This window comes from Micromonospora sp. CA-249363 (assembly GCF_050950185.1).
Lineage (GTDB): Bacteria > Actinomycetota > Actinomycetes > Mycobacteriales > Micromonosporaceae > Micromonospora.
Map to the genome: position 1 here is coordinate 3501106 of NZ_CP192020.1, position 18490 is coordinate 3519595.

General features: G+C 73.2%; 14 protein-coding genes. 7 read left to right on the forward strand and 7 right to left on the reverse strand.

What is annotated here, in order from left to right; genetic code table 11:
* Positions 1 to 31: 31 nt before the first annotated feature.
* Positions 32 to 1375, reverse strand: coding sequence for an ABC transporter substrate-binding protein (locus ACQPZK_RS16215; RefSeq protein ID WP_433533751.1), 1344 nt, complete (start codon positions 1373 to 1375; stop codon positions 32 to 34).
* A gap of 19 nt (positions 1376 to 1394) precedes the next feature.
* On the reverse strand, positions 1395 to 2525 hold the full coding sequence (locus ACQPZK_RS16220; protein WP_433533752.1) for a LacI family DNA-binding transcriptional regulator: 1131 nt from the start codon (positions 2523 to 2525) through the stop codon (positions 1395 to 1397).
* Positions 2526 to 2765: 240 nt separating this feature from the next.
* Here ACQPZK_RS16220 and ACQPZK_RS16225 point away from each other — a divergent pair, with 240 nt between their 5' ends.
* The 7 genes from ACQPZK_RS16225 to ACQPZK_RS16255 all read left to right on the forward strand — a co-directional run bounded on the left by ACQPZK_RS16225 (position 2766) and on the right by ACQPZK_RS16255 (position 11823).
* Entirely contained in the window at positions 2766 to 4094 is a 1329-nt protein-coding gene (locus ACQPZK_RS16225) for a Gfo/Idh/MocA family protein (protein ID WP_433533753.1), read from the forward strand.
* A gap of 20 nt (positions 4095 to 4114) precedes the next feature.
* Entirely contained in the window at positions 4115 to 5548 is a 1434-nt protein-coding gene (gene uxaC / locus ACQPZK_RS16230; RefSeq protein ID WP_433533754.1) for a glucuronate isomerase, read from the forward strand.
* On the forward strand, positions 5545 to 6849 hold the full coding sequence (locus ACQPZK_RS16235; RefSeq protein ID WP_433533755.1) for an enolase C-terminal domain-like protein: 1305 nt from the start codon (positions 5545 to 5547) through the stop codon (positions 6847 to 6849). Before uxaC ends, ACQPZK_RS16235 begins: the two co-directional genes overlap by 4 nt.
* On the forward strand, positions 6840 to 8333 hold the full coding sequence (locus ACQPZK_RS16240; RefSeq protein ID WP_433533756.1) for a mannitol dehydrogenase family protein: 1494 nt from the start codon (positions 6840 to 6842) through the stop codon (positions 8331 to 8333). Before ACQPZK_RS16235 ends, ACQPZK_RS16240 begins: the two co-directional genes overlap by 10 nt.
* A gap of 127 nt (positions 8334 to 8460) precedes the next feature.
* The gene (locus ACQPZK_RS16245) at positions 8461 to 9660 is read left to right on the forward strand and encodes a Gfo/Idh/MocA family protein (RefSeq protein WP_433533757.1); all 1200 of its coding nucleotides are present in this window, start codon (positions 8461 to 8463) and stop codon (positions 9658 to 9660) included.
* Positions 9661 to 9674: 14 nt separating this feature from the next.
* Positions 9675 to 11015: a pectate lyase family protein gene (locus ACQPZK_RS16250; RefSeq protein ID WP_433533758.1), complete on the forward strand. Its 1341-nt coding sequence runs from the start codon at positions 9675 to 9677 to the stop codon at positions 11013 to 11015.
* Between the two features lie 82 nt (positions 11016 to 11097).
* Complete coding sequence (locus tag ACQPZK_RS16255; RefSeq protein ID WP_433533759.1) at positions 11098 to 11823, forward strand: HD domain-containing protein; 726 nt, start codon at positions 11098 to 11100, stop codon at positions 11821 to 11823.
* A gap of 307 nt (positions 11824 to 12130) precedes the next feature.
* Here the strand turns inward: ACQPZK_RS16255 and ACQPZK_RS16260 are convergent, their stop codons facing one another.
* The 5 genes from ACQPZK_RS16260 to ACQPZK_RS16280 form a co-directional block, all read right to left on the reverse strand.
* On the reverse strand, positions 12131 to 12910 hold the full coding sequence (locus tag ACQPZK_RS16260) for an AfsR/SARP family transcriptional regulator (RefSeq protein WP_433533760.1): 780 nt from the start codon (positions 12908 to 12910) through the stop codon (positions 12131 to 12133).
* Positions 12911 to 13047: 137 nt separating this feature from the next.
* On the reverse strand, positions 13048 to 14175 hold the full coding sequence (locus tag ACQPZK_RS16265) for a hypothetical protein (protein ID WP_433533761.1): 1128 nt from the start codon (positions 14173 to 14175) through the stop codon (positions 13048 to 13050).
* A gap of 13 nt (positions 14176 to 14188) precedes the next feature.
* Positions 14189 to 16546 carry a hypothetical protein gene (locus tag ACQPZK_RS16270; protein ID WP_433533762.1) on the reverse strand — a complete coding sequence of 786 codons (2358 nt, stop codon included), beginning with the start codon at positions 16544 to 16546 and terminating at the stop codon, positions 14189 to 14191.
* An 11-nt stretch (positions 16547 to 16557) separates the two neighbouring features.
* Positions 16558 to 17994 carry a baseplate J/gp47 family protein gene (locus ACQPZK_RS16275; protein WP_433533763.1) on the reverse strand — a complete coding sequence of 479 codons (1437 nt, stop codon included), beginning with the start codon at positions 17992 to 17994 and terminating at the stop codon, positions 16558 to 16560.
* Positions 17987 to 18490 (reverse strand): hypothetical protein, encoded by a 504-nt coding sequence (locus ACQPZK_RS16280; protein WP_355051237.1) that lies wholly within the window; start codon positions 18488 to 18490, stop codon positions 17987 to 17989. The genes ACQPZK_RS16275 and ACQPZK_RS16280 overlap by 8 nt, the downstream gene beginning before the upstream one ends.

Below are 18490 nucleotides of genomic sequence, written 5' to 3' on the forward strand. Positions count from 1 at the left end.
GAGCAGCTCCTCTCCTCGCCCGCTGGGCGGGTCAGGCGATGGCGGCCTTGCACGCCTCGACGAACTGGGCGGCGGCCTGCGCGGGGGTGGCCCGGCCGTACTGTGCGTTCTCGGCAGCCTTGACCAGTTCGGACTTGACCTTGCTGTGTCCCTTGATCGGCACCTGCGGCGAGGCGCCGAACTTCTGGGTCAGCTCCGCCTCGACGGCGATCGACTGCTTCATCGCGGGGTCGGTGGTGTCGTCGCTGACCACCCGGCGCAGGTCCAGGTTGGACGGGAGCCCACGGTCGGTGCCGAGCAGCTTGACGGCGTCCTGGTCGTTGTTCAGGAAATTGATCACGTCGACGGCGACGTCCCGGTGCTTGCTGCCCTTGAACACCGACCAGTACATCGAGGCCCGGGCCCACTGGGCGCTGGGGTCACCGGGGTACGCGACCACCCCCAGGTCGTCCTTGGTGTTCTTCTTCAGGTCCGGCATCTGGTTGGCCCAGACCCAGGACGTCGCCGATTTGCCGGTGACCACCAACTGCTTGGTGACGTCGCTGGAGTTGCCCTCGTGGATGACGTCGGCGGTCGGCGTCGCCCTACGGTCCCGGGCGCCCTTCCACAGGTCGAACCACGCTGTCACGTCCTCGGCCGTGAAGCCCAGCTCCTTGCCCTTGTAGAGGTCCTTGCCCTGCTGGCGCAGCCAGACCCAGAGCGCCTTGTAGTCGGCGCTCGGGTCCTGGGTGCCGGGCACGCCCGTCTTCTTCGACACCTCCTCGGCCCAGGCGATGTGCTGCTCCCAGCTCATCCCGGTGGTCGGCTCGGGCAGGTTGTGCTTGGTCAGCAGCGTCTTGTTGTAGACCAGGCCCTGGGTGTTCTCCCCGGCGGCCACCCCGGCGAGCTTGCCGTCGACCACCCCGTACTCCAGCAGGCTCCGGGGGAACTTGGACACGTCGAGCTTGCCGGAGTCCTGGTAGGTCTTCAGGTCGAGCGTGGTGTTGCGGGCCGCGTACTCGGCGAGGTAGTTGTCGTCGATCTGGAACAGGTCCGGCGGGTTGCCCCCGGCGGTGAGCGTGGCGAGCTTGTCGAAGTAGCCCTGGTTGGCCTGCCAGGTCTTCTCGAACGTCACGTTCGGGTGCTTGCTGGTGTAGAGGGCGAGGGCGTCCTCGGTCAGCTTGGCCCGGGCGTCGCCGCCCCACCAGAAGATCGAGAGCTTGACCGGGGCGTTCGGATCGGCGGCGCCGTCGTCGCCGCAGGCGGCGGCGCCGAACAGCAGCGGCGCGGCGACCGTCGCGGCGAGCAGGCCGCGCAGCAGCCGCCGCCGGGGCAGCGGGGTACCGTGATGACGCCCGACGGGCGCGTCAGTGGTGGGGGGCGTTGCGGGGTGCATGTGCGCTCACTCCTCGGCTTTAGGAGGCGACGGCATCACCGGTGGCCGCGGTCGGGATGCCCGGGCCTGCAGGGCAGTGCGGGTCCGGGCCACGGGAAGCGGCCAGGGGACGTGCCGGTCGGGCGTGCGGGCCCGGACCGGTCGAGTCGCGGATAACCAGGTCGGTCTGGAGCATTACCTGTGCGGTGGTACGACGGACGCCGACCGCCGTGCCGGCACCGGGCCCTCGCGCGCCGCGCGGTGACTCGATGTCCTGTTGCAGCAGCATGTCGACGGCCGTCCGGCCGGCGGCACCGGTGGGTGTGGCCACCGTCGTCAGTTTGGGTCGGGTGAGCCGGCTCAGGGCGATGTCGTCGACCCCGACGACGCTCACCTCCTGCGGCACCCGGACCCCGAGCGCGTCCAGCCCCTCGATGAGGCCGATCGCCATCAGGTCGTTGTAGGCGAGCACGGCGGTCACGCCGCTGCGCCGCACCTGCTCCGCCACGGCGGAGCCGCCGGTCTCGGTGGGAGCGTTGGGGCCGAGCACGGTCAACTCCCCGCCACCGGCCCGGACGGCCGTGGTGGCGGCGCGCCGCATCTCCCGGTTGGTCCACGAGCTGCGCGGCCCGCCGAGCAGGGCGATGTCACGGTGACCGAGACCGATCAGATGCTCGACGGCCGCTCGGGCGCCCTGCCCGACGTCCATCAGCACGCAGGGCAGGCCGGTCACCTGACGGTTCACCACGACCAGCGGCACCTCGCGGCTGAGCTGCTCGATCAGGCTGTTGCTCATCCGGGGGCTGCACAGGAGCACCCCGTCGACCTGCTTGGCGAGGGCGTGGACCAACTCCTCCTCGGCGGTCGGGTCCTCGTTGGTGTCGGCCACGAAGACGTGGTAGTCGCGGTGCCGCGCCTGACTCTCCGCCGCCTTGATCAGCGGCGGGAAGAACGGGTTCGCGATGTCGGCGATGATCAGCCCGATGTTGTGCGTACGCCCGGTGATGAGGGCGCGGGCGGCGCGGTTCGGCCGATAGCCCAGGTCTTCCGCGCAGGCCAACACCCGGACCCGGGTCTCGGGATTGACGAGGTGCGGTGCGGAGAAGGTGCGGGACACGGTGGAGATGTGCACCCCGGAGGCGCGGGCGACGTCCCGGATGGTGACTGGCACGGCGGCCCCTTCGTCCGAGTGCGGCGGTGGTCACGCGGGTGCCGCCAATTAATGCAAACGGTTGCTCCACTGTCAACGGTGAATGTTTGCAGGTCTGTTGCGTCGACGCTTCCATCGGTCACCTTCAAACCCGCAAAAACCCATAATTGCCGCCGATTGTGCCGCCGTCGTTGACGTCATCAGATCGATCGTGGTTACTTCACTGCAAACCTTTGCAGGAGTCATCCGGAGGGCGAGCACATGTCACCGAGGTCCGGCGAACGCGCCCGGTACGCCGTCGTGGGCACCGGCGCGCGGGCGGAGATGTTCGTCCGAGCCCTCGTGCTCGACCACCCCGACACCACCGAGCTGGTCGCCTTCACCGACGTCAACCAGACCCGGATGGACGCGCACAACCGCTGGCTGGGCGAGCTGGGACACCGGCCGGTGCCCACGTACTCCGCCGGCGAGTTCGCCTCGATGCTGGACAAGGAACGCGTCGACGTCGTCCTCGTGACCAGCGTGGACGTCACCCACGACGAGTACGTGGTGGCCGCGCTGCGCGCCGGCCGGGACGTCGTCACCGAGAAGCCGATGACCGTCGACGCCACCCGTTGCCGGCGCATCCTGGACGCGGTGGCCGAGACCGGCGGCCGCGTCACGGTCGCCTTCAACTACCGCTACAACCCGCTGCACGAGCAGGTCCGCCGGCTGCTCGCCGACGGCGCGGTCGGTGAGATCGGCTCGGTGCACTTCGAGTGGCTGCTCGACGTACGCCATGGCGCCGACTACTTCCGCCGCTGGCACCGCGACAAGGCCACCTCCGGCGGCCTGCTGGTGCACAAGGCCAGCCACCACTTCGACCTGGTCAACTGGTGGCTGGCCGCCACCCCGACGGAGGTGTACGCGGCCGGCCGACTCTTCTTCTACGGCGAGGACGGCCGCCGGCACGGCTACGCCCGCGACTACGACCGGGCGTACGGCGCGCCGACCGCCGTCGACGATCCGTTCGCGCTGCGGCTCGACGCGCACCCCCGGCTGCGCGAGCTGTACCTCGACGCCGAGGCCGAGGACGGCTACCAGCGCGACCGCAACGTCTTCGCCCCCGGCGTGAGCATCGAGGACGACATGGCGGTGCTCGCCCGCTACTCCACCGGCGCGACCATGACCTACCACCTCACCGCGTACGCCCCCTGGGAGGGCTACCGGGTGATGGTCAACGGCAGCCGGGGACGCCTCGAGCTGGAGGTGACCGAGAACGACTACGTCGACCGGGGCACCGCCGGCGCCGTCAAGGGCGCGGCCCTGCACGGCGTCGAGGCGCCGGCCGAGGGCGGTGGCGCGACGCTTACCGTTCGCCCGTTCTGGGAACCTCCCCGACGGATCCGGGTCGAGGGTCGTACCCGGCACGGGCACGGCGGCGCGGACGCCCGGATGACCGCGGTGCTCCTGGGCGGCCAGCCCGATCCGTTGGGCCGCGCCGCGACGGCCGAGGACGGCGCGTTGGCCCTGCTCACCGGCCTGGCCGCCAACCGGTCCCTGGAGACCGGGCGACCCGTACGCGTCGCCGACCTGCTCACCCCCCGCTGAGAAGCAGAACGAGGAGCCCCGTGCCGACGTCCGACCACACCGACCTGCTCCTGCCGGCCGAGCCGGGCCAGCGCGCGCTGGCCCGGGAGCTGTACGCCCTCGCGGCGCGACAACCGATCATCTCGCCGCACGGGCACGTCGACCCGGCCCTGCTCGCCGAGGACCGGCCCTTCCCCGACCCGGCGCGGCTGCTGATCGTGCCCGACCACTACCTGACGAGGATGCTGCTCAGTCAGGGCGTACCCCCGGCGGACCTGGGGGTGCCCACCCGCGACGGCGGTCCGGTGGAGACCGACGGGCGGGTGATCTGGCGGCGCTTCGCCGCGCACTGGCACCTGTTCCGGGGCACCCCGTCGCGGCTGTGGCTGGAGCAGACCTTCCGGACCGTCTTCGGGGCGCACACCCCGCTGCGTCCCGACACCGCCGACGCCCTCTACGACGAGATCGCCGCGAGGCTCGCCGAGCCGGAGTTCCGGCCCCGGGCGCTGTTCGAGCGCTTCGGCATCGAGGTCCTCGCCACCACCGAGTCGCCGCTGGACGACCTCGCGGCGCACGCCAAGCTCGCCGCCGACGGGTGGGGTGGTCCGGGGGGCCGGGTGGTCACCACGTTCCGCCCGGACGACGTGGTGGACATGGAGTTCGACGGCTGGTCGACGAACGTGGCCCGGCTCGGCGCGCTGGCCGGCGAGGACACCGGCACGTACCCCGGTTATCTGGCCGCCCTGCGGGCCCGCCGGGCCGCGTTCGTCGCGGCCGGGGCGACCTCGTCGGACCACGGGCATCCCACCGCGCGCACCCTGGACCTGACCCCGGCCGAGGCCGCCCGCCTGTACGACCGTGGGCTGCGCGGCGAGGCGGACGCCGCCGACGCCGAGGCGTTCCGGGCGCACATGCTGATGGAGTTCGCCCGGATGTCCCTCGACGACGGTCTGGTCCTGCAACTGCACCCCGGCGCGGTGCGCAACCACAACCGCTGGCTGTACGACCGGCACGGCCGCGACGTGGGCGGCGACGTGCCGCAGGCCACCGAGTACGTCCACGCGCTCGCCCCGCTGCTGTCCCGCTACGGCAACGACCCGCGGCTGACGGTGGTGCTCTACACCCTCGACGAGGACACCTTCACCCGCGAGCTGGCGCCCCTCGCGGGCGGGTACGCCGCGCTGCTGCTCGGGGCGCCCTGGTGGTTCCTGGACTCCCCCGAGGCGCTGCGGCGGTTCCGCGAGACGGTCACCGAGAGCGCCGGCTTCTACAACACCACCGGGTTCGTCGACGACACCCGGGCGTTCTGCTCCATCCCGGTACGCCACGACGTGGCGCGCCGGGTCGACGCCGGCTTCCTGGCCCGGCTGGTCGCCGAGCACCGGCTGGACATGGACGAGGCCGCCGAGACGATCGTCGACCTGGCGTACCGGCTGCCCAAGCGGGTCTTCCACTTCGAGGGAGCGCACCAGTGACCGTCACCATCACCTCCGTCGAGGTGCACGACGTACGGTTCCCGACCGCGGCCCGGGGCGACGGGTCCGACGCGATCAACCGGGGCGACTACTCGGCGACGTACGTCGAGCTGGGCACCGACGCCGGGCCGGTGGGCGCGGGCTTCACCTTCACCAACGGGCGGGGCAACGAGATCACCTGCGCGGCGGTGCGGGCGCTTGCCCACCACGTGCGGGGTCGTACGGTCGAGGAGATCGCCGCCGAGCCGGTGGCGTTCTGGCGCTCGCTCAGCGCCGATGTGCAGTTGCGCTGGCTGGGCCCGGAGAAGGGCGTCATCCACATGGCCACCGGGGCGCTCGTCAACGCCGTGTGGGACCTGCGGGCCACCCTCGCCGGCAAGCCGATGTGGCGGTTCCTGGCCGAGCTGCCCACCGACGACCTCGTCGCCAGCGTCGACTTCCACCACATCAGCGACGCGCTGACGCCCGACGAGGCGGCCGCGATCCTCGACAAGGGACGCGACGGTCTGGCCGACCGCCTGGCGACGCTGGAACGGGACGGTTTCCCTTCGTACACCACCTCGGTCGGTTGGCTCGGCTACCCGGACGAGAAGGTGCGGGCGCTGACCCGGCAGGCGTACGACGACGGCTGGCGGGCGATGAAGATGAAGGTCGGCGGCCCGCTCGCCGACGACCTGCGCCGGGCCCGGATCATCCGCGCCGAGATCGGCCCCGACGCGCTGCTCATGATGGACGCCAACCAGGTCTGGGACGTCGACGAGGCGATCACCGCGATGAGCGCCCTCGCCGAGGTGGACCCGTACTGGATCGAGGAGCCGACGCACGCCGACGACATCCTCGGCCACGCCCGGATCGCCCGCGCGGTGACCGAGCTGACCGGCGGCCGGTGCCGGGTGGCCACCGGCGAGGTCGCCGCCAACCGCGTCATCTTCAAGCAGTTGCTCCAGGCCGAGGCGATCGGCGTCATGCAGGTCGACGCGTGCCGGGTCGGCGGCGTCGACGAGGTCCTGGCCGAACTGCTGCTGGCGGCGAAGTTCGGGGTGCCGGTCTGCCCGCACGCCGGCGGCGTCGGCCTCTGCGAGTACGTCCAGCACCTGGCGATCTTCGACTACCTGCGGGTCGGCGCGAGCCTCGACGGCCGGATGATCGAGTACGTCGACCACCTGCACGAACACTTCGTCGACCCGGTACGCACCCGCGATGGCCGCTACCTGCTGCCGGACCGGCCCGGCTACAGCGCCGCCATGCGACCGGAGTCGATCGCCGAGTTCCGCTTCCCGGACGGCCCGGCATGGCGGTGACCGTCGGCGCGTCCCGCCTCGGCCTGGGGGTGTTGCGCCACCTGCCCGTCGACTCCCGTCCGCTCGTCCGGCCGGGCACCGTGCCGACGGGCGTCGTACACCTGGGGTTGGGCGCCTTCCACCGCGCGCACCAGGCGGTCTACACCGAGGCGGCGGTCGGCGCGGCCGGCGGCGACTGGGGCATCGTGGCCGTCGCGCCGCGCAGCACCGCCGTGGTCGACGCGCTCACCGCCCAGGACAACCTGTTCAGCGTGAGCGCCCTGTCCGCCGCCGACGCCACCACCCGGGTGGTGGGCGCCCTGAGCGGCGTCCGGCACGCGCCGAGCGACCCGGACGCCGTGGTGGCCCTGCTCGCCGACCCGGCGGTCCGCGTCGTGACGCTCACCGTCACCGAGAAGGCGTACCACCTCGACCCGGTGACCGGCCGGTTGTCGCCGGACGCCGCGCTCGCCGCCGACCTCGCCGGTCATCGGCCGCCGACGACCGTGCCGGGTCTGCTGCTGCGCGGGCTGGCCGCCCGCGCCGCCGCAGACGCCGGGCCGATCGCCCTGGTGAGCTGCGACAACCTGCCGGCCAACGGCCGACGGCTGCGGGGCCTGGTCGATCAGGGGATCGAGCGGACCGCCGGAGCGCCGACCGCGCTGGTCGAGTGGGTGAGCGCCAACGTGACGTGCCCGGGGACCATGGTGGACCGCATCGTGCCGGCCAGCACCCCGGAGACCATCGACACGGCCCGCCGGGCGCTCGGCGTCACCGACCTGGCCGCGGTGGCCGCCGAGCCGTACGCGCAGTGGGTCATCGAGGACGACTTCCCCGGGGGACGGCCGGGCTGGGAACACGCCGGGGCGGTGCTCACCGACGACGCCGGGCCGTGGGAACGGTTGAAGCTGCGCGCCCTCAACGGCGTGCACTCGGCCGTGGCGTACCTCGGCGCGCTGGCCGGGCGGGAGACCATCGCCGACGCCCTGGAGATCCCGCACCTGACCGACGTGCTGCGCCGGCTGATCGCCGAGGACGTCGCGGCCAGCTTCACCCCGCCGGACGGGGTGCGGGTCGTCGACTACGGCGAGCAGGTCCTGGCCCGGTTCGGCAACCCGGCGATCCGGCACCGCACCCTCCAGGTCGCGATCGACGGCTCGCAGAAGCTGCCGCAACGCGTCCTGCACACCATCGCCGACCTGCGCGCGTCCGGACGGTCCGCGCGCTGGGGCGCGCTGGTCGTGGCGTCCTGGTTGCGCTTCGCGCTGGGGTACGCCGACGACGGCCGCCCGTTGCCGTTGCAGGATCCCCTGGCCGGGCCCATCCGGGCCGCTCTGGACGCCGGAGCGCAGAGCCCGGCCGGCGCGGTGGACGCCGTCTTCGCGCTGCGCGAGGTCATCCCGGCCGAGGTCGCCGACGACGACGAGGTACGCGCCGAGGTGATCGCCTGGCTCACCGCGCTCGGGCGGCACGGCGTCGAGGCGACCCTGGCCGGCGCCCGGTGAACCGGGCGGAGGTGGCCGGAGTGTCGGCCCTGGGTGGCGTGTCGGCCCTGGGTGGCGTGTCGGCCCGGGCTGGCGTGTCGGCCCTGGCTGGCGTCGTCGCGCGCCGGGCGGCTTCGGCGGGTGTGCCGTGAACGGGTCGGTGCCGCCGGCGACGGTGGCGGTGATCGGGGCGAACGGGCACGGCCACTGGCACCGGCGGGTGATCGCTCCGCTGCACGCCGACGGCCGGCTGCGGCTCGTCGCCCTGGTCGACGTCGGACCGGTGCGCGACGAGCGGGAGGCGCCCGTCCCACCCGGCGTCGGGGTGTTCACCGACCACCGGGCGATGCTCGCCGCCACCCGCCCGGAGGTGGTGGTGATCTGCACCCCGCCGCACACCCACCTGCCGATCGCCCGCGACGCCGTGGCGGCCGGCGCGGACCTGCTGCTGGAGAAGCCACCGGTGCTGTCCCTGGCCGAGCACGACGAGCTGACCGACGCGCTCACGGCGGCCGGCCGGGTGGCCCAGGTCGGTTTCCAGGCGCTCGGCTCGGCGGCGCTGACCGCGCTGACCGACGCCCTGACCGCCGGCCGCCTCGGCGCGGTCACCGCCATCTCGACCGTCGCGGCCTGGCAGCGTCCGGACGCCTACTACGCCCGCGCCTCGTGGGCCGGCCGCCGCTCGGTGGACGGCCGGCCCGTGTTGGACGGCGCGTTGGCCAACCCGCTCGCGCACGCGGTGATGCAGTGCCTGGCCGTCGCCGAGGCGCTGGGCGGAGCGCCACCGTCGCCGGTCGCGATCGAGGTGGAGCGTTACCGGGTACGACCGATCGAGGTGGAGGACACGGCGGTGCTGCGCGTCCGGTTCCGCGCCGGCCCACCCGTACTGGCGGCGGTCACGCTGGCCTCCGCGCGGTTCGTGGCGGGCGAGGTGACGGTGACCGGTACGACCGGGCAGGCGGTGCTGGAATACCCGACCGACCGGCTGCGCCTGCCCGGTGACGCGGCGCCCCGTCACGTCCCCGGTCGGCAGGGCCTGCTGGAGAACCTGCTCGCCCACCGGATCGACCCGCCCGCGGTACCGCTGATCGCGCCGCTGGCCCGTACCGCCCCGTTCACCGCGCTGCTGGACGGGCTGCGGTCCGCGCCCGAGCCCCGACTGCTCGACGGCGACCTGGTCGACGTGGTGGGCGACGGGCACGAACGGGCACGCCACGTGCGCGGCGTGGTCGAGGTGCTGCGTCGCTGCGCCGACCAGGGGTCGCTGCCGAGCGAACTGGGTGTGCCGTGGGCGGTGCCCGCGTACCGCGCCGACCTGACGGGTCGGACGCCCGACCACCACCAATGACCGGGAGAATCCCCATGCGCAGAACCCTCGCGGGCGTCACGGTGACCGCCCTGCTCCTCGTCGCCGCGCCGGCGTCGGCCGCCGCCCGGCCCGACCGGCTCCCCGGGTTGGCGTACCAGCTCGGACGCCAGACGCTGCCCGAGCGGGACGGCTGGGCAGCCGACGGGCCCGGCACGACCGGCGGCTCGGCGGCGACGAGCGAGCGGACCCGCGTGGTCCACAGCCGCGCCGATCTGGTGGCCGCGCTGGGCGGCGACAACGCCACGAACGCCGCCGACGCCACCCCGAAACTGATCTACGTGGACGGTGCCGTCGACGGCTTCGAAGGGGCCGACGGCACGCCGCTGAGCTGCGACGAGCTGGCCGACCCGGAGTACCGGCTCGCGGACTACCTGGCCGCGTACGACCCGGCGGTGTGGGGGCGGGTCGCACCGACCGGGCCGCTGGAGGAGGCCCGGGTACGGTCGGTGACGAACCAGACCCGCCAGACCCAGATCAACGTGGGCCCCAACACCACGATCATCGGGCTGCGCGGCGCCCGGCTGACCGGCCTCACCCTCATGATCGACCGGGCGTCGAACGTCATCGTCCGCAATCTGACCTTCGTCGACGCGCGCGACTGCTTCCCCGCCTGGTCACCCACCGACGGCGACGCCGGCAACTGGAACAGCCAGTACGACCAGATCTCCGTCCGGCGCGGCGAGAACGTGTGGATCGACCACAACACCTTCACCGACGGCGACAACCCGGACAGCGCCCAGCCCACCTACTTCGGACGCCCCTACCAGGTGCACGACGGGTCGCTGGACGTCACACACACCGCCAGCCTGGTCACCGCATCGTGGAACCGTTTCACGGGACGGGACAAGCTGCTGCTGATCGGCTCGTCCAACACCGTCGGCCCGGACGTGGGTCGGCTGAAGGTCACCCTGCACCACAACCTGTTCGACGGCGTCCTGCAACGGCTCCCCCGGGTGCGCTTCGGCCAGGTCGACGTGTACAACAACCACTACCGGCTCGGTGGCGACGGCTTCCAGTACGCGCTCGGCGTCGGCGTGCAGTCCGCGATCTACGCGCAGAACAACTTCTTCACCCTGGACGCCTCGGTCGACCCCGCCGACCTGCTTTACGACTGGGGCGGCACGGCGTTGACCGAGCGCGGGTCCTGGGTGCGCCAGGGCGGCGGGCCGGCGCGACCGACCGACCTGCTGGCGGCGTACAACGCCGGTCATGACCCCGACCTGGGCGCCGACGCGGGCTGGACCCCCACCCTGCGGCGCGATCCGGTCCTCCCGGCGCCGCTGGTCCCTCTCCTGGTGGGGCCGCTCGCCGGCGCCGACCGCCTGCCGGTCTGAGTCGACGGCGGGCCCGGAACTCGCGGTCGGGTCGGCGACGTACCGGCTCATCGACGTGGAGAAGATCGGCTATAAGTGACGCATGGACTTCCCGCCGCACCTGGGCAGCATGCCGATGCACGCGATCACCGAGATCCACGGCGAACCGGGCCTGCTGGAGCGCTTCCGCCTGGAGGTCCGGCAGTTCGGCGACACCGACCGGGCGCGGTTGACCGCCGCCCTCGATCTCGCCGCCGAGCTGCACCGCGACGACCGACGCGTTCGTGAGCCGTACCTGAACCACCTGTTGCGTGTCGCGATCCGGCTGATGTACCACTACCAGGTGCGGGACGTGGACGTGGTGGTCGCCGGTCTGCTGCACGACGCGGTCGAGGACCACCCGTTGGAGCTGGCCGGCGGTGAGTCCGGGGCCGACCCGGTCCCGGCCGCGTTGCGAGCGCTGGCCGCGCGGTTCGGGCCGCGCGTCGCCACGCTCGTCGCGGCCGTCACCAACCCGGTGTACGACCCGCACCGGGACCGCAACGAGCAGTACCGCGAGCATCTCGCGGTCAGCCTGGAACGCGAGCCGTGGGCACGGGTGATCAAGGTGTCGGACTTCACCGACAACGGCGTGGGGGTCATCCACACGATCGGGCCGAAGGTCGTCTCGTCGGCCCGCAAGTACCGGCCGCTGGTGCCGCTCTTCCGCGACCTGATCGGCCGGCCGGACACCCCGCTGTCGCCCGCGGTGAAGCGGCACATCTTCGGCCAGCTCGACCTCGCCGAGGAGCGCTTCAGCGCCATCCTGGACCAGCCGGCCCGGAACTGACGCCGACTCCAGCCGGGCGCACCGCCCACCTCGCCCGACCCCCACCCCACCCACCCCGCTGCACCTCACCCCACCCCGCTGCGCCCCACCCCGCTGCACCGCACCCCACCCCGCTGCACCCGCGTCCTTTGCTCTGCTTCAACGGAGGCGACAGTCACCGGCCCCAACTGTTGCGTCCGCTGAAGCAGAGCAAAGGACGAAGACAGGTGGTCGGGGGGCCTCCGCCGGGGGCACCGCGCGGCGCGTTTCGGTCCCGGGACGCCGCACGTCGGGCGACTGCGGCGGCCCGGTCACAGAGACGGGACGGTCACGGAGACGGGACGGTCACCCCGGTCAGGCCGGCGCGCACGAGTTGCTCCAGCCAGGGTGTCGGGGCGATGCCCAACTCCCGGCCCAGGTCGGCGCGGAACAGCTCGAACCGCCGTACCGCCTCGTTGAGGTTGCGCTCGGCCAGGTGCACGCCGATCAGCACGCGGGTGGCGCTCTCCCGCAGCGGCTCCAGGTGCACGGCGGTCAGCGCCACCTGCACCGCCTCGCTGAGGCGTCCCTGGGCGGTGAGCCGTTCGGCGAGGGCCTCCAGCGCGTGCAGTTGGGTCTGGCGCAGCCGCTCCCGCTCGGTCAGCACCCAGTCGTCGTACCAGCCGGGCAGCAGCTCGCCGGTCGCCAGCGCGGGCACCCCGACACCGACCCCGGCCGGCACGCCGCCGGTCAGCAGGGCCGCGGCGGCCACACCGAGGGTGGCCACGTCACTGGTCACGCCGGCGGCCAGGGCCAGCCGGTCGTCCTCCTCGACCAGGGGCTCGGGGGTGGCCCGGTGCAGTCGCCACAGCATGGTGCGCAGGTTCGCGCGAGCCCGCTCCTCGTGGGAGCCGGGCCAGAGGGTGCCGGCGGCCTCCCAGCGGGCGCACCGCTGGCGTACGCCGAGGAAGGCGAGCAGTCGGCGGGCGCCCTGCGGCACCGCGACGGACCGACCGTCGCGTTCCAGCGCGAACCCGCCGAGCAGCCGCAGCGCGTAGCGCGGTGGTCGCGCCGCCTCGGTCTCCTGCGCCCCGGAGCGGAGGTCCTGTGCCACCTCGTGAACTGCCATCCGTGCGCCCTTCGTACCCGATCGCTCCGTGGGAGTCCCACGGTCGGGTGTGGAGGGTCGGTACGCCAGCGCAGTGTCGTCACACCGACCCGGCGAACGGCGCGGATCAACCGTTCGCCGGAGTCGTCGCCGCCCGTTCAGCGCAGCTTGCTCAGCGTCTGGGCGTACCCGGTCCACTCGGCGGCGTCGCCGGCCTCGGCGCGTACACCAGCCTCCTTCATGATGCCGAGCACCCGCTCGGCCGGCGCCTCGGCGAGCTTGCCCAGGGTGCTGATGCCGGCGCGGGCGAGCGCCGCGCGGGCCTTGGTCGGCACCCCGGCGAGCATCGCGATGTCGGCGTCCGCGACGTTCTCCAGCCCCGCGTCCACCCCGAGGGCCGCAGAGACCGCCGACTGCGCGCCGACGGTGGTCCGGACGATGACGGCCTCGCGCTCGCTGACCTCGGCGATCATCGCGTCCAGGCTCGGGTAGCTGCTGTCTGCCGGCAGCACCTTGAGCACGTCGCGGATGGTCCGGCCGTCGGCCACCTCGTCCTCACCGAAGTAGCGGATGAACTCCACCACCTTCACCTCGCGTGGGAAGCGCTGCCGCACGTCACCGTGCTCCACGGCATAGCGGGCGACCTGGGCGGCGCCGCGCACCTTCGGACCGACCACCACGTCCACGCCGAGGGTCTCCACGGCGGGCAGCACGATCGTGCCGGCCTTGGTCTGCCAGATGCTGACCTTCTTGTCCATGAACATGGTGGTGCCCATGTACTTGCCGAAGTCCAACGCCCCGATGTAGTTGGGGATCTGCTCGAAGGTGTACGGGCCGGGCACGATCTTGTTTTCGTGCACCGTGGAGTGCAGCCGGTTGATCTCGGCGCGGATCTCGTCGAGCAGCCGACGCAGGCTCACCCGCATCGCGGCCATGCAGGTGAACGCCTTGGCCAGATCGGCGCCGAGGTGGTCCAGGTCGTGCTCGATGCGGTGGAACCGCTCGTTGAAGCCCTGCTCCCCCGGTGTCTGGCCGGCCTGTACGACGTCCTCGCCGTCCACCCAGTCGGTGTGCGCGAACGTGCGGGCGAACGGTGGGGGCGCGCAGCCCGGCTCGACGGCCGGGAACGGCTCGGCGTAGCTGAACACCCGCTTCGCGGTGCCGACGTTCTCGTAGATCCAGGAGGAGACCAGCACGCTGGCGTCCGAGGCGGGAATGCCGTTGCGGGTGAACGCCTCGTACAGCTCGGTGACGGTCACCCCGTCGTAGTTGATCTCGTTCGCCATCGTGGTGTCCCTCTCAGAGCTGGTCGTACACGCCGCGGTGCCGGCGCTGCTGGAAGGTGCGGAAGGTCCGGGCGACGGCCGGGCGCAGCGGCTCGGCGGTCCCGTCGTCGTCGAGGTCGACGTGGTCACGCCGGATGCCGTACGTGTTGATCTCCACGCCGAGCGGGCAGACCCTCGTCAGGGTGTTCATCAGCCGCTCGTACTGCTCGAGGGTCAACGTCACCCCGTCGGGCAGCTCGACCCGGAACTCGTACGGATCGGTCCGGCCGGTCCGCACGTAGGACAGCGCCACCACGGCGACCAGGCCGGCGTGGGTGGGGCGTAGCGCGGTCCGCGCGCCGACCGCCTTGATCTCCGCCGTGCCACCGCCGAGCCCGACCGTGTACCAGCGGAACCCGGTGGCCCGGCGTTCGCTCAGGTTCAGCCCGGCCTGCGGCAGGCCGATGACGCTGCACACCAGCAGCACCCGGTTGCCGGTCTCGACGAGCGGGAGCACGGCGGCGAGGTGCTGGTCGCGCAGCAGCCCGACCAGCCGGGCCAGCCGGTCGGCGGCGGCCGGCTGGCCGGCGATCAGCGCGGACGCCAGCGCGGCCGGCAGTTCGATGGTCTCCACCAGTTCGTCGGGGAGCCGGTTCAGCGCGGCCACCACGGGCGCCGGGTCGCGCACCGCGGGCAGGCCGGCGGCGGCGAGCACCGCGTCGACCGGCTGCCCCGCCGGTCGGGTCGGCACGGCCGCCCACCGGGTCCGGGCCGCCGCGTCGGTCAGCGGGCTCCACGTCGTCTCCCCGGCGGCCACCCAGGCCGTCCTCGCCGCCGCCAGGCCGGCCAGCAGCAGGGCGTTGCCACCCGGATCGCCGGGGGCGTGGAACTGCGCCTCGACCGCCGCGTCGACGCCCACCGCAGCGGTCAGCGGCGCGGTCACCGCGAGACCCCGGGTGGGCAGGTGCGACAGGTACATCACGGTGGTGCTGAGCCGGTGCGTGGTCGGCAACCCGCACACCCGCCACAGCCAGGCCAGCTCGCCGTCGGCCGAGACGCTGGGCACGCCGGCGGCGCGGGCGGCGACGATGAGCGCCTCGGCGGTCCGGTCGGCGGTCACCGTCCGGCCGGTGTCCAGCACCCGGTTGCGCAGGTCGGTGGCCTGCGCGGGGGTCGGCCAGCTCACGTCGACGCCGAGACCCAGCTCGTAGCGGCTCCCACCGGCGTCGTCCTGGGCCCTGCTGACCTGCCACACGATCGTCGAGCCGAGCGCCCGGCAGACCCGTCCCGCACGGTCCAGGGCAGCCGCCAGCGGCGGCGCGATGCCGTGCGCGCTGCCGAAGGCGTACGACTGACGCAGGCTCGCCCGCAGCGCCGTGACCTGGGCGAGCCGGCTCGCCGGCAGCGCCCGACCGGCGTGGACCGTGTTGTTCGGCGGCGTGTTGGCGGGCAGCACCAGGCGGTCGCGGCGCAGCTGGGCGAGGAAGTTGGTGCGGTGCTGCGGGTCGCCGACGGCCACCAGCCGGACCGCCACCGCGAACTGGTCGTCGTCCTCGCGCAGCGTGAAGCGCGCGCCGCCGGGCAGGTCGGCGAAGAGGCCCGTGTTCGGGTCGGTGTCCGCGCCGGGGCCGTTGAGCAGGCGGCGTACCGCGCCCGGGGTGGGCAGCAGGAACCGCCGGTACAGCCCGAGCCGGTGAGCGTACGCCGCGTCCGGCTCGCGGGCCGGCGGCGCCAGCCGGCGGGCGTACACCTCGCCGTTGGTCGGCTCGTGGACCAACTCGTCGACGAAGCGGGCCACCCCGACGTCCGCGCCGATCCGGTCCAGGGCGTCGCGTCGGGCGTGGGCCAGGGTGCGGTACGCGTGCACCTCGCGGGCCGCGCGACGCAGCCGGTGCTTCTCGTACGACACCAGGTAGAGCAGCCGGCCCAGGTTTCCCTCGACCACGGCCAGCTCGACCAGCGCCGCAAGCGCGGTACCGGTGACCGCCGTGGCGGTGGCCCCCTCGACCGCGCGCTCGGCCGTCACGGCGACGGTGAACGGCGCGACCAGCGGCTCGTCGGCGGTGTCCGGCACGTACGCGGGCACCGACGCGCCGGCGGCGGACCAGGGCGCGAAGACCGCCGGTGGCAGCACCCGCTGCCCCGCGCCGCCCGGGTCCACGGTGACCGTCACCCGGACGGTCTCCTCGGCCAGGTCGCGGCGCAGTACGACGGTGAGCAGCGGGTGTCGACTCGTCCAGTCCACGGCGGCGGCGCCGGCAGCGGCCCCGGAAGCGGCGAGCGGCACCACGACCCGCCGGACGGTCCCCGGGTACGGGCCCTCCAACTGGTCGACGAGGTTGCGTTCGACGGACGGGTCGGCGCCGTCCACGGGTACCCGGATGTCGGTCATCGCGACCCCGCTCAGACGATCCGGAACGGCCGGGGATCGTCCCGGTCGACGTAGACGGGCACCTGGTTGGCGGCGAGCACCGCGTTGTCGCCGACCGGGAGCCGCTGCACCCCGTCGCCGGTGGGCGCGCTACCGGTCACCACCACCGCCGAGTCGGCCGGGAAGCGGACCAGCCGCAGGTTGCGCACGTCGGCGACGCCCGGCTCGTTCATGATCGTCCAGATCACCTCGGCGGCGCGGACCGGCTCGCCGAAGGGCAGCTCGTCGACGTACCGGCGCAGCCGGGCGTGCAGCCGGGCGCGCAGCTCGGTGGCGGCGGTGGAGGCGTTCACCGTCTCCTTCGAGCCGGTGGGCAGCGGCAGGCCCCGGATCACGAGGTCGGCCTCGACGCCGATGCCGACCTCGTCGGCGCGGTCCACCGAGGCGAAGATGCCCACCGGGCGCAGGTCCTCGATGACCGACTCGACGGCGGCGTGTAGCCCGTCCGGCCCGTCCCAGATGGCGGCGGCGGTCGGGGCGACGAGCACCGTGACGTAGTACGGGTTGCCCAGGTCGCGTTCGGTGCTGAACACCCGCTCGATGAAGCTGAAGTTGCCGAAGATGGACTGGTTGAGGTCCAGCCCGCCCCGGCCGTCGAAGACCTGCACCTGCCGTACGCCGGGCACGGTGGCCACGGCGAGGCCGATCGCCTCGGCCGTCCAGATGGAACGGGGCGCGGCCAGCAGCAGTTGCCGGTATCGGGCGTCGGAGACCTGCTGCTCCCCTCCGCTGAGCGCGACGGTGTGGGTGATCTCGACCAGTTCCTTGCCGGCGGCCTGCTCGGCGTCGTCCAGGTCGGCCAGCAGGGTGTCGGCGCGGTTCCAGCGGTCGATCTTCTGCTGCGGCTGGGTGGGATCGAGGTTGTGGGCCGGGCCGGGATAGAAGGCCGCGACGGCCGGTTCGCGCTCGCCGACGGCGGCGGAGAGCACCACCGTCTCGTCCAGGGCGACGTGGTGTCCGCCCGGGGTGGACAGCCGGGCGCCCCGGGGCAGCGTGAGCTGGCTGTGACCGGTCGGCAGGGCGGCCTTGAGCTTGAGCTTCACCGTCCCTCGGGCTTGCAGGTATGGCCGGGCGATGCCGAGTTCCTCGCCGAGGCGGGTCAGCGCGTCGGCGGTCGCGGACACCACGAAGGAGTTGTCGTACACCGCCCCGAGCGCGGCCCACATCCGGGCGTCCTCCAGGGCGGCGAGTTCGAGGACCTTGCGCAGCACCGCGCCGCTGGTCAGGTCGACGTCCTCGCCGAACAGCAGCCGGGCGGTGGCCAGCTTCTCGGCGAGCAGCCGGGCGAAGGACTTGGGCACGAAGCCGGTCTCGACGATGCCGAAACCCGTCGAGCCGGTGGCCCGCAGCGCGGCGGCGTCGACGGCGAGGACGTCGGCCAGCTCGGCCGGGAGGGTCGGGTCAGACACTGGGCAGCTCCCCGAGGCGCACCGAGAGCCGGTCGTCGGTGATGGTTTCGAACTGGACCTGGACCTGGAGGGTGCGCGAGGCGCGCAGCGCGGCGGCGGACGCGTCGTCGGCGCGGCCCGCGCCGAGCCGGCCGTCGTCGAGGTTCACGTCGACGATCTTGCGGACCCGCGGATCGCGGTCGAGCAGGGTGATGATGCCGATGCGGACCTGCTCGCGGATGAGGTTCGGCTCGATCTGCTCCGCGAGCGCGTTGAGCCCGTCGAAGCCGAACGTCGCGTCGAAGACGTTCGAGCCGCGCAGCGTGGTCAGCGCCACCGCGAGGCTCTGCGCCACGTTGCCGGTGCCCTCGACCAGGGCCAGCGTCCGGCCGTTCGGGCCGTCGTCGAAGACGATGTCCCGGGCCAGGTCGACGCCGGGCATGGTGGGTTCGAAGGCGAGCCCCCAGCCGAGGTAGCGACGCTGGGCGGCCTGCCGTTCCCGCTCGGTCCGGTCCAT

Excerpts from the sequence above, each read along its gene's own strand:
- ACQPZK_RS16215 (WP_433533751.1), bottom strand. The coding sequence starts at position 1,375 with ATGCACCCCGCAACGCCCCCCACCACTGACGCGCCCGTCGGGCGTCAT.
- ACQPZK_RS16225 (WP_433533753.1), top strand. The coding sequence starts at position 2,766 with ATGTCACCGAGGTCCGGCGAACGCGCCCGGTACGCCGTCGTGGGCACC.
- ACQPZK_RS16240 (WP_433533756.1), top strand. The coding sequence starts at position 6,840 with ATGGCGGTGACCGTCGGCGCGTCCCGCCTCGGCCTGGGGGTGTTGCGC.
- ACQPZK_RS16250 (WP_433533758.1), top strand. The coding sequence starts at position 9,675 with ATGCGCAGAACCCTCGCGGGCGTCACGGTGACCGCCCTGCTCCTCGTC.
- ACQPZK_RS16255 (WP_433533759.1), top strand. The coding sequence starts at position 11,098 with ATGGACTTCCCGCCGCACCTGGGCAGCATGCCGATGCACGCGATCACC.
- ACQPZK_RS16260 (WP_433533760.1), bottom strand. The coding sequence starts at position 12,910 with ATGGCAGTTCACGAGGTGGCACAGGACCTCCGCTCCGGGGCGCAGGAG.
- ACQPZK_RS16265 (WP_433533761.1), bottom strand. The coding sequence starts at position 14,175 with ATGGCGAACGAGATCAACTACGACGGGGTGACCGTCACCGAGCTGTAC.
- ACQPZK_RS16270 (WP_433533762.1), bottom strand. The coding sequence starts at position 16,546 with ATGACCGACATCCGGGTACCCGTGGACGGCGCCGACCCGTCCGTCGAA.
- ACQPZK_RS16280 (WP_355051237.1), bottom strand. The coding sequence starts at position 18,490 with ATGGACCGGACCGAGCGGGAACGGCAGGCCGCCCAGCGTCGCTACCTC.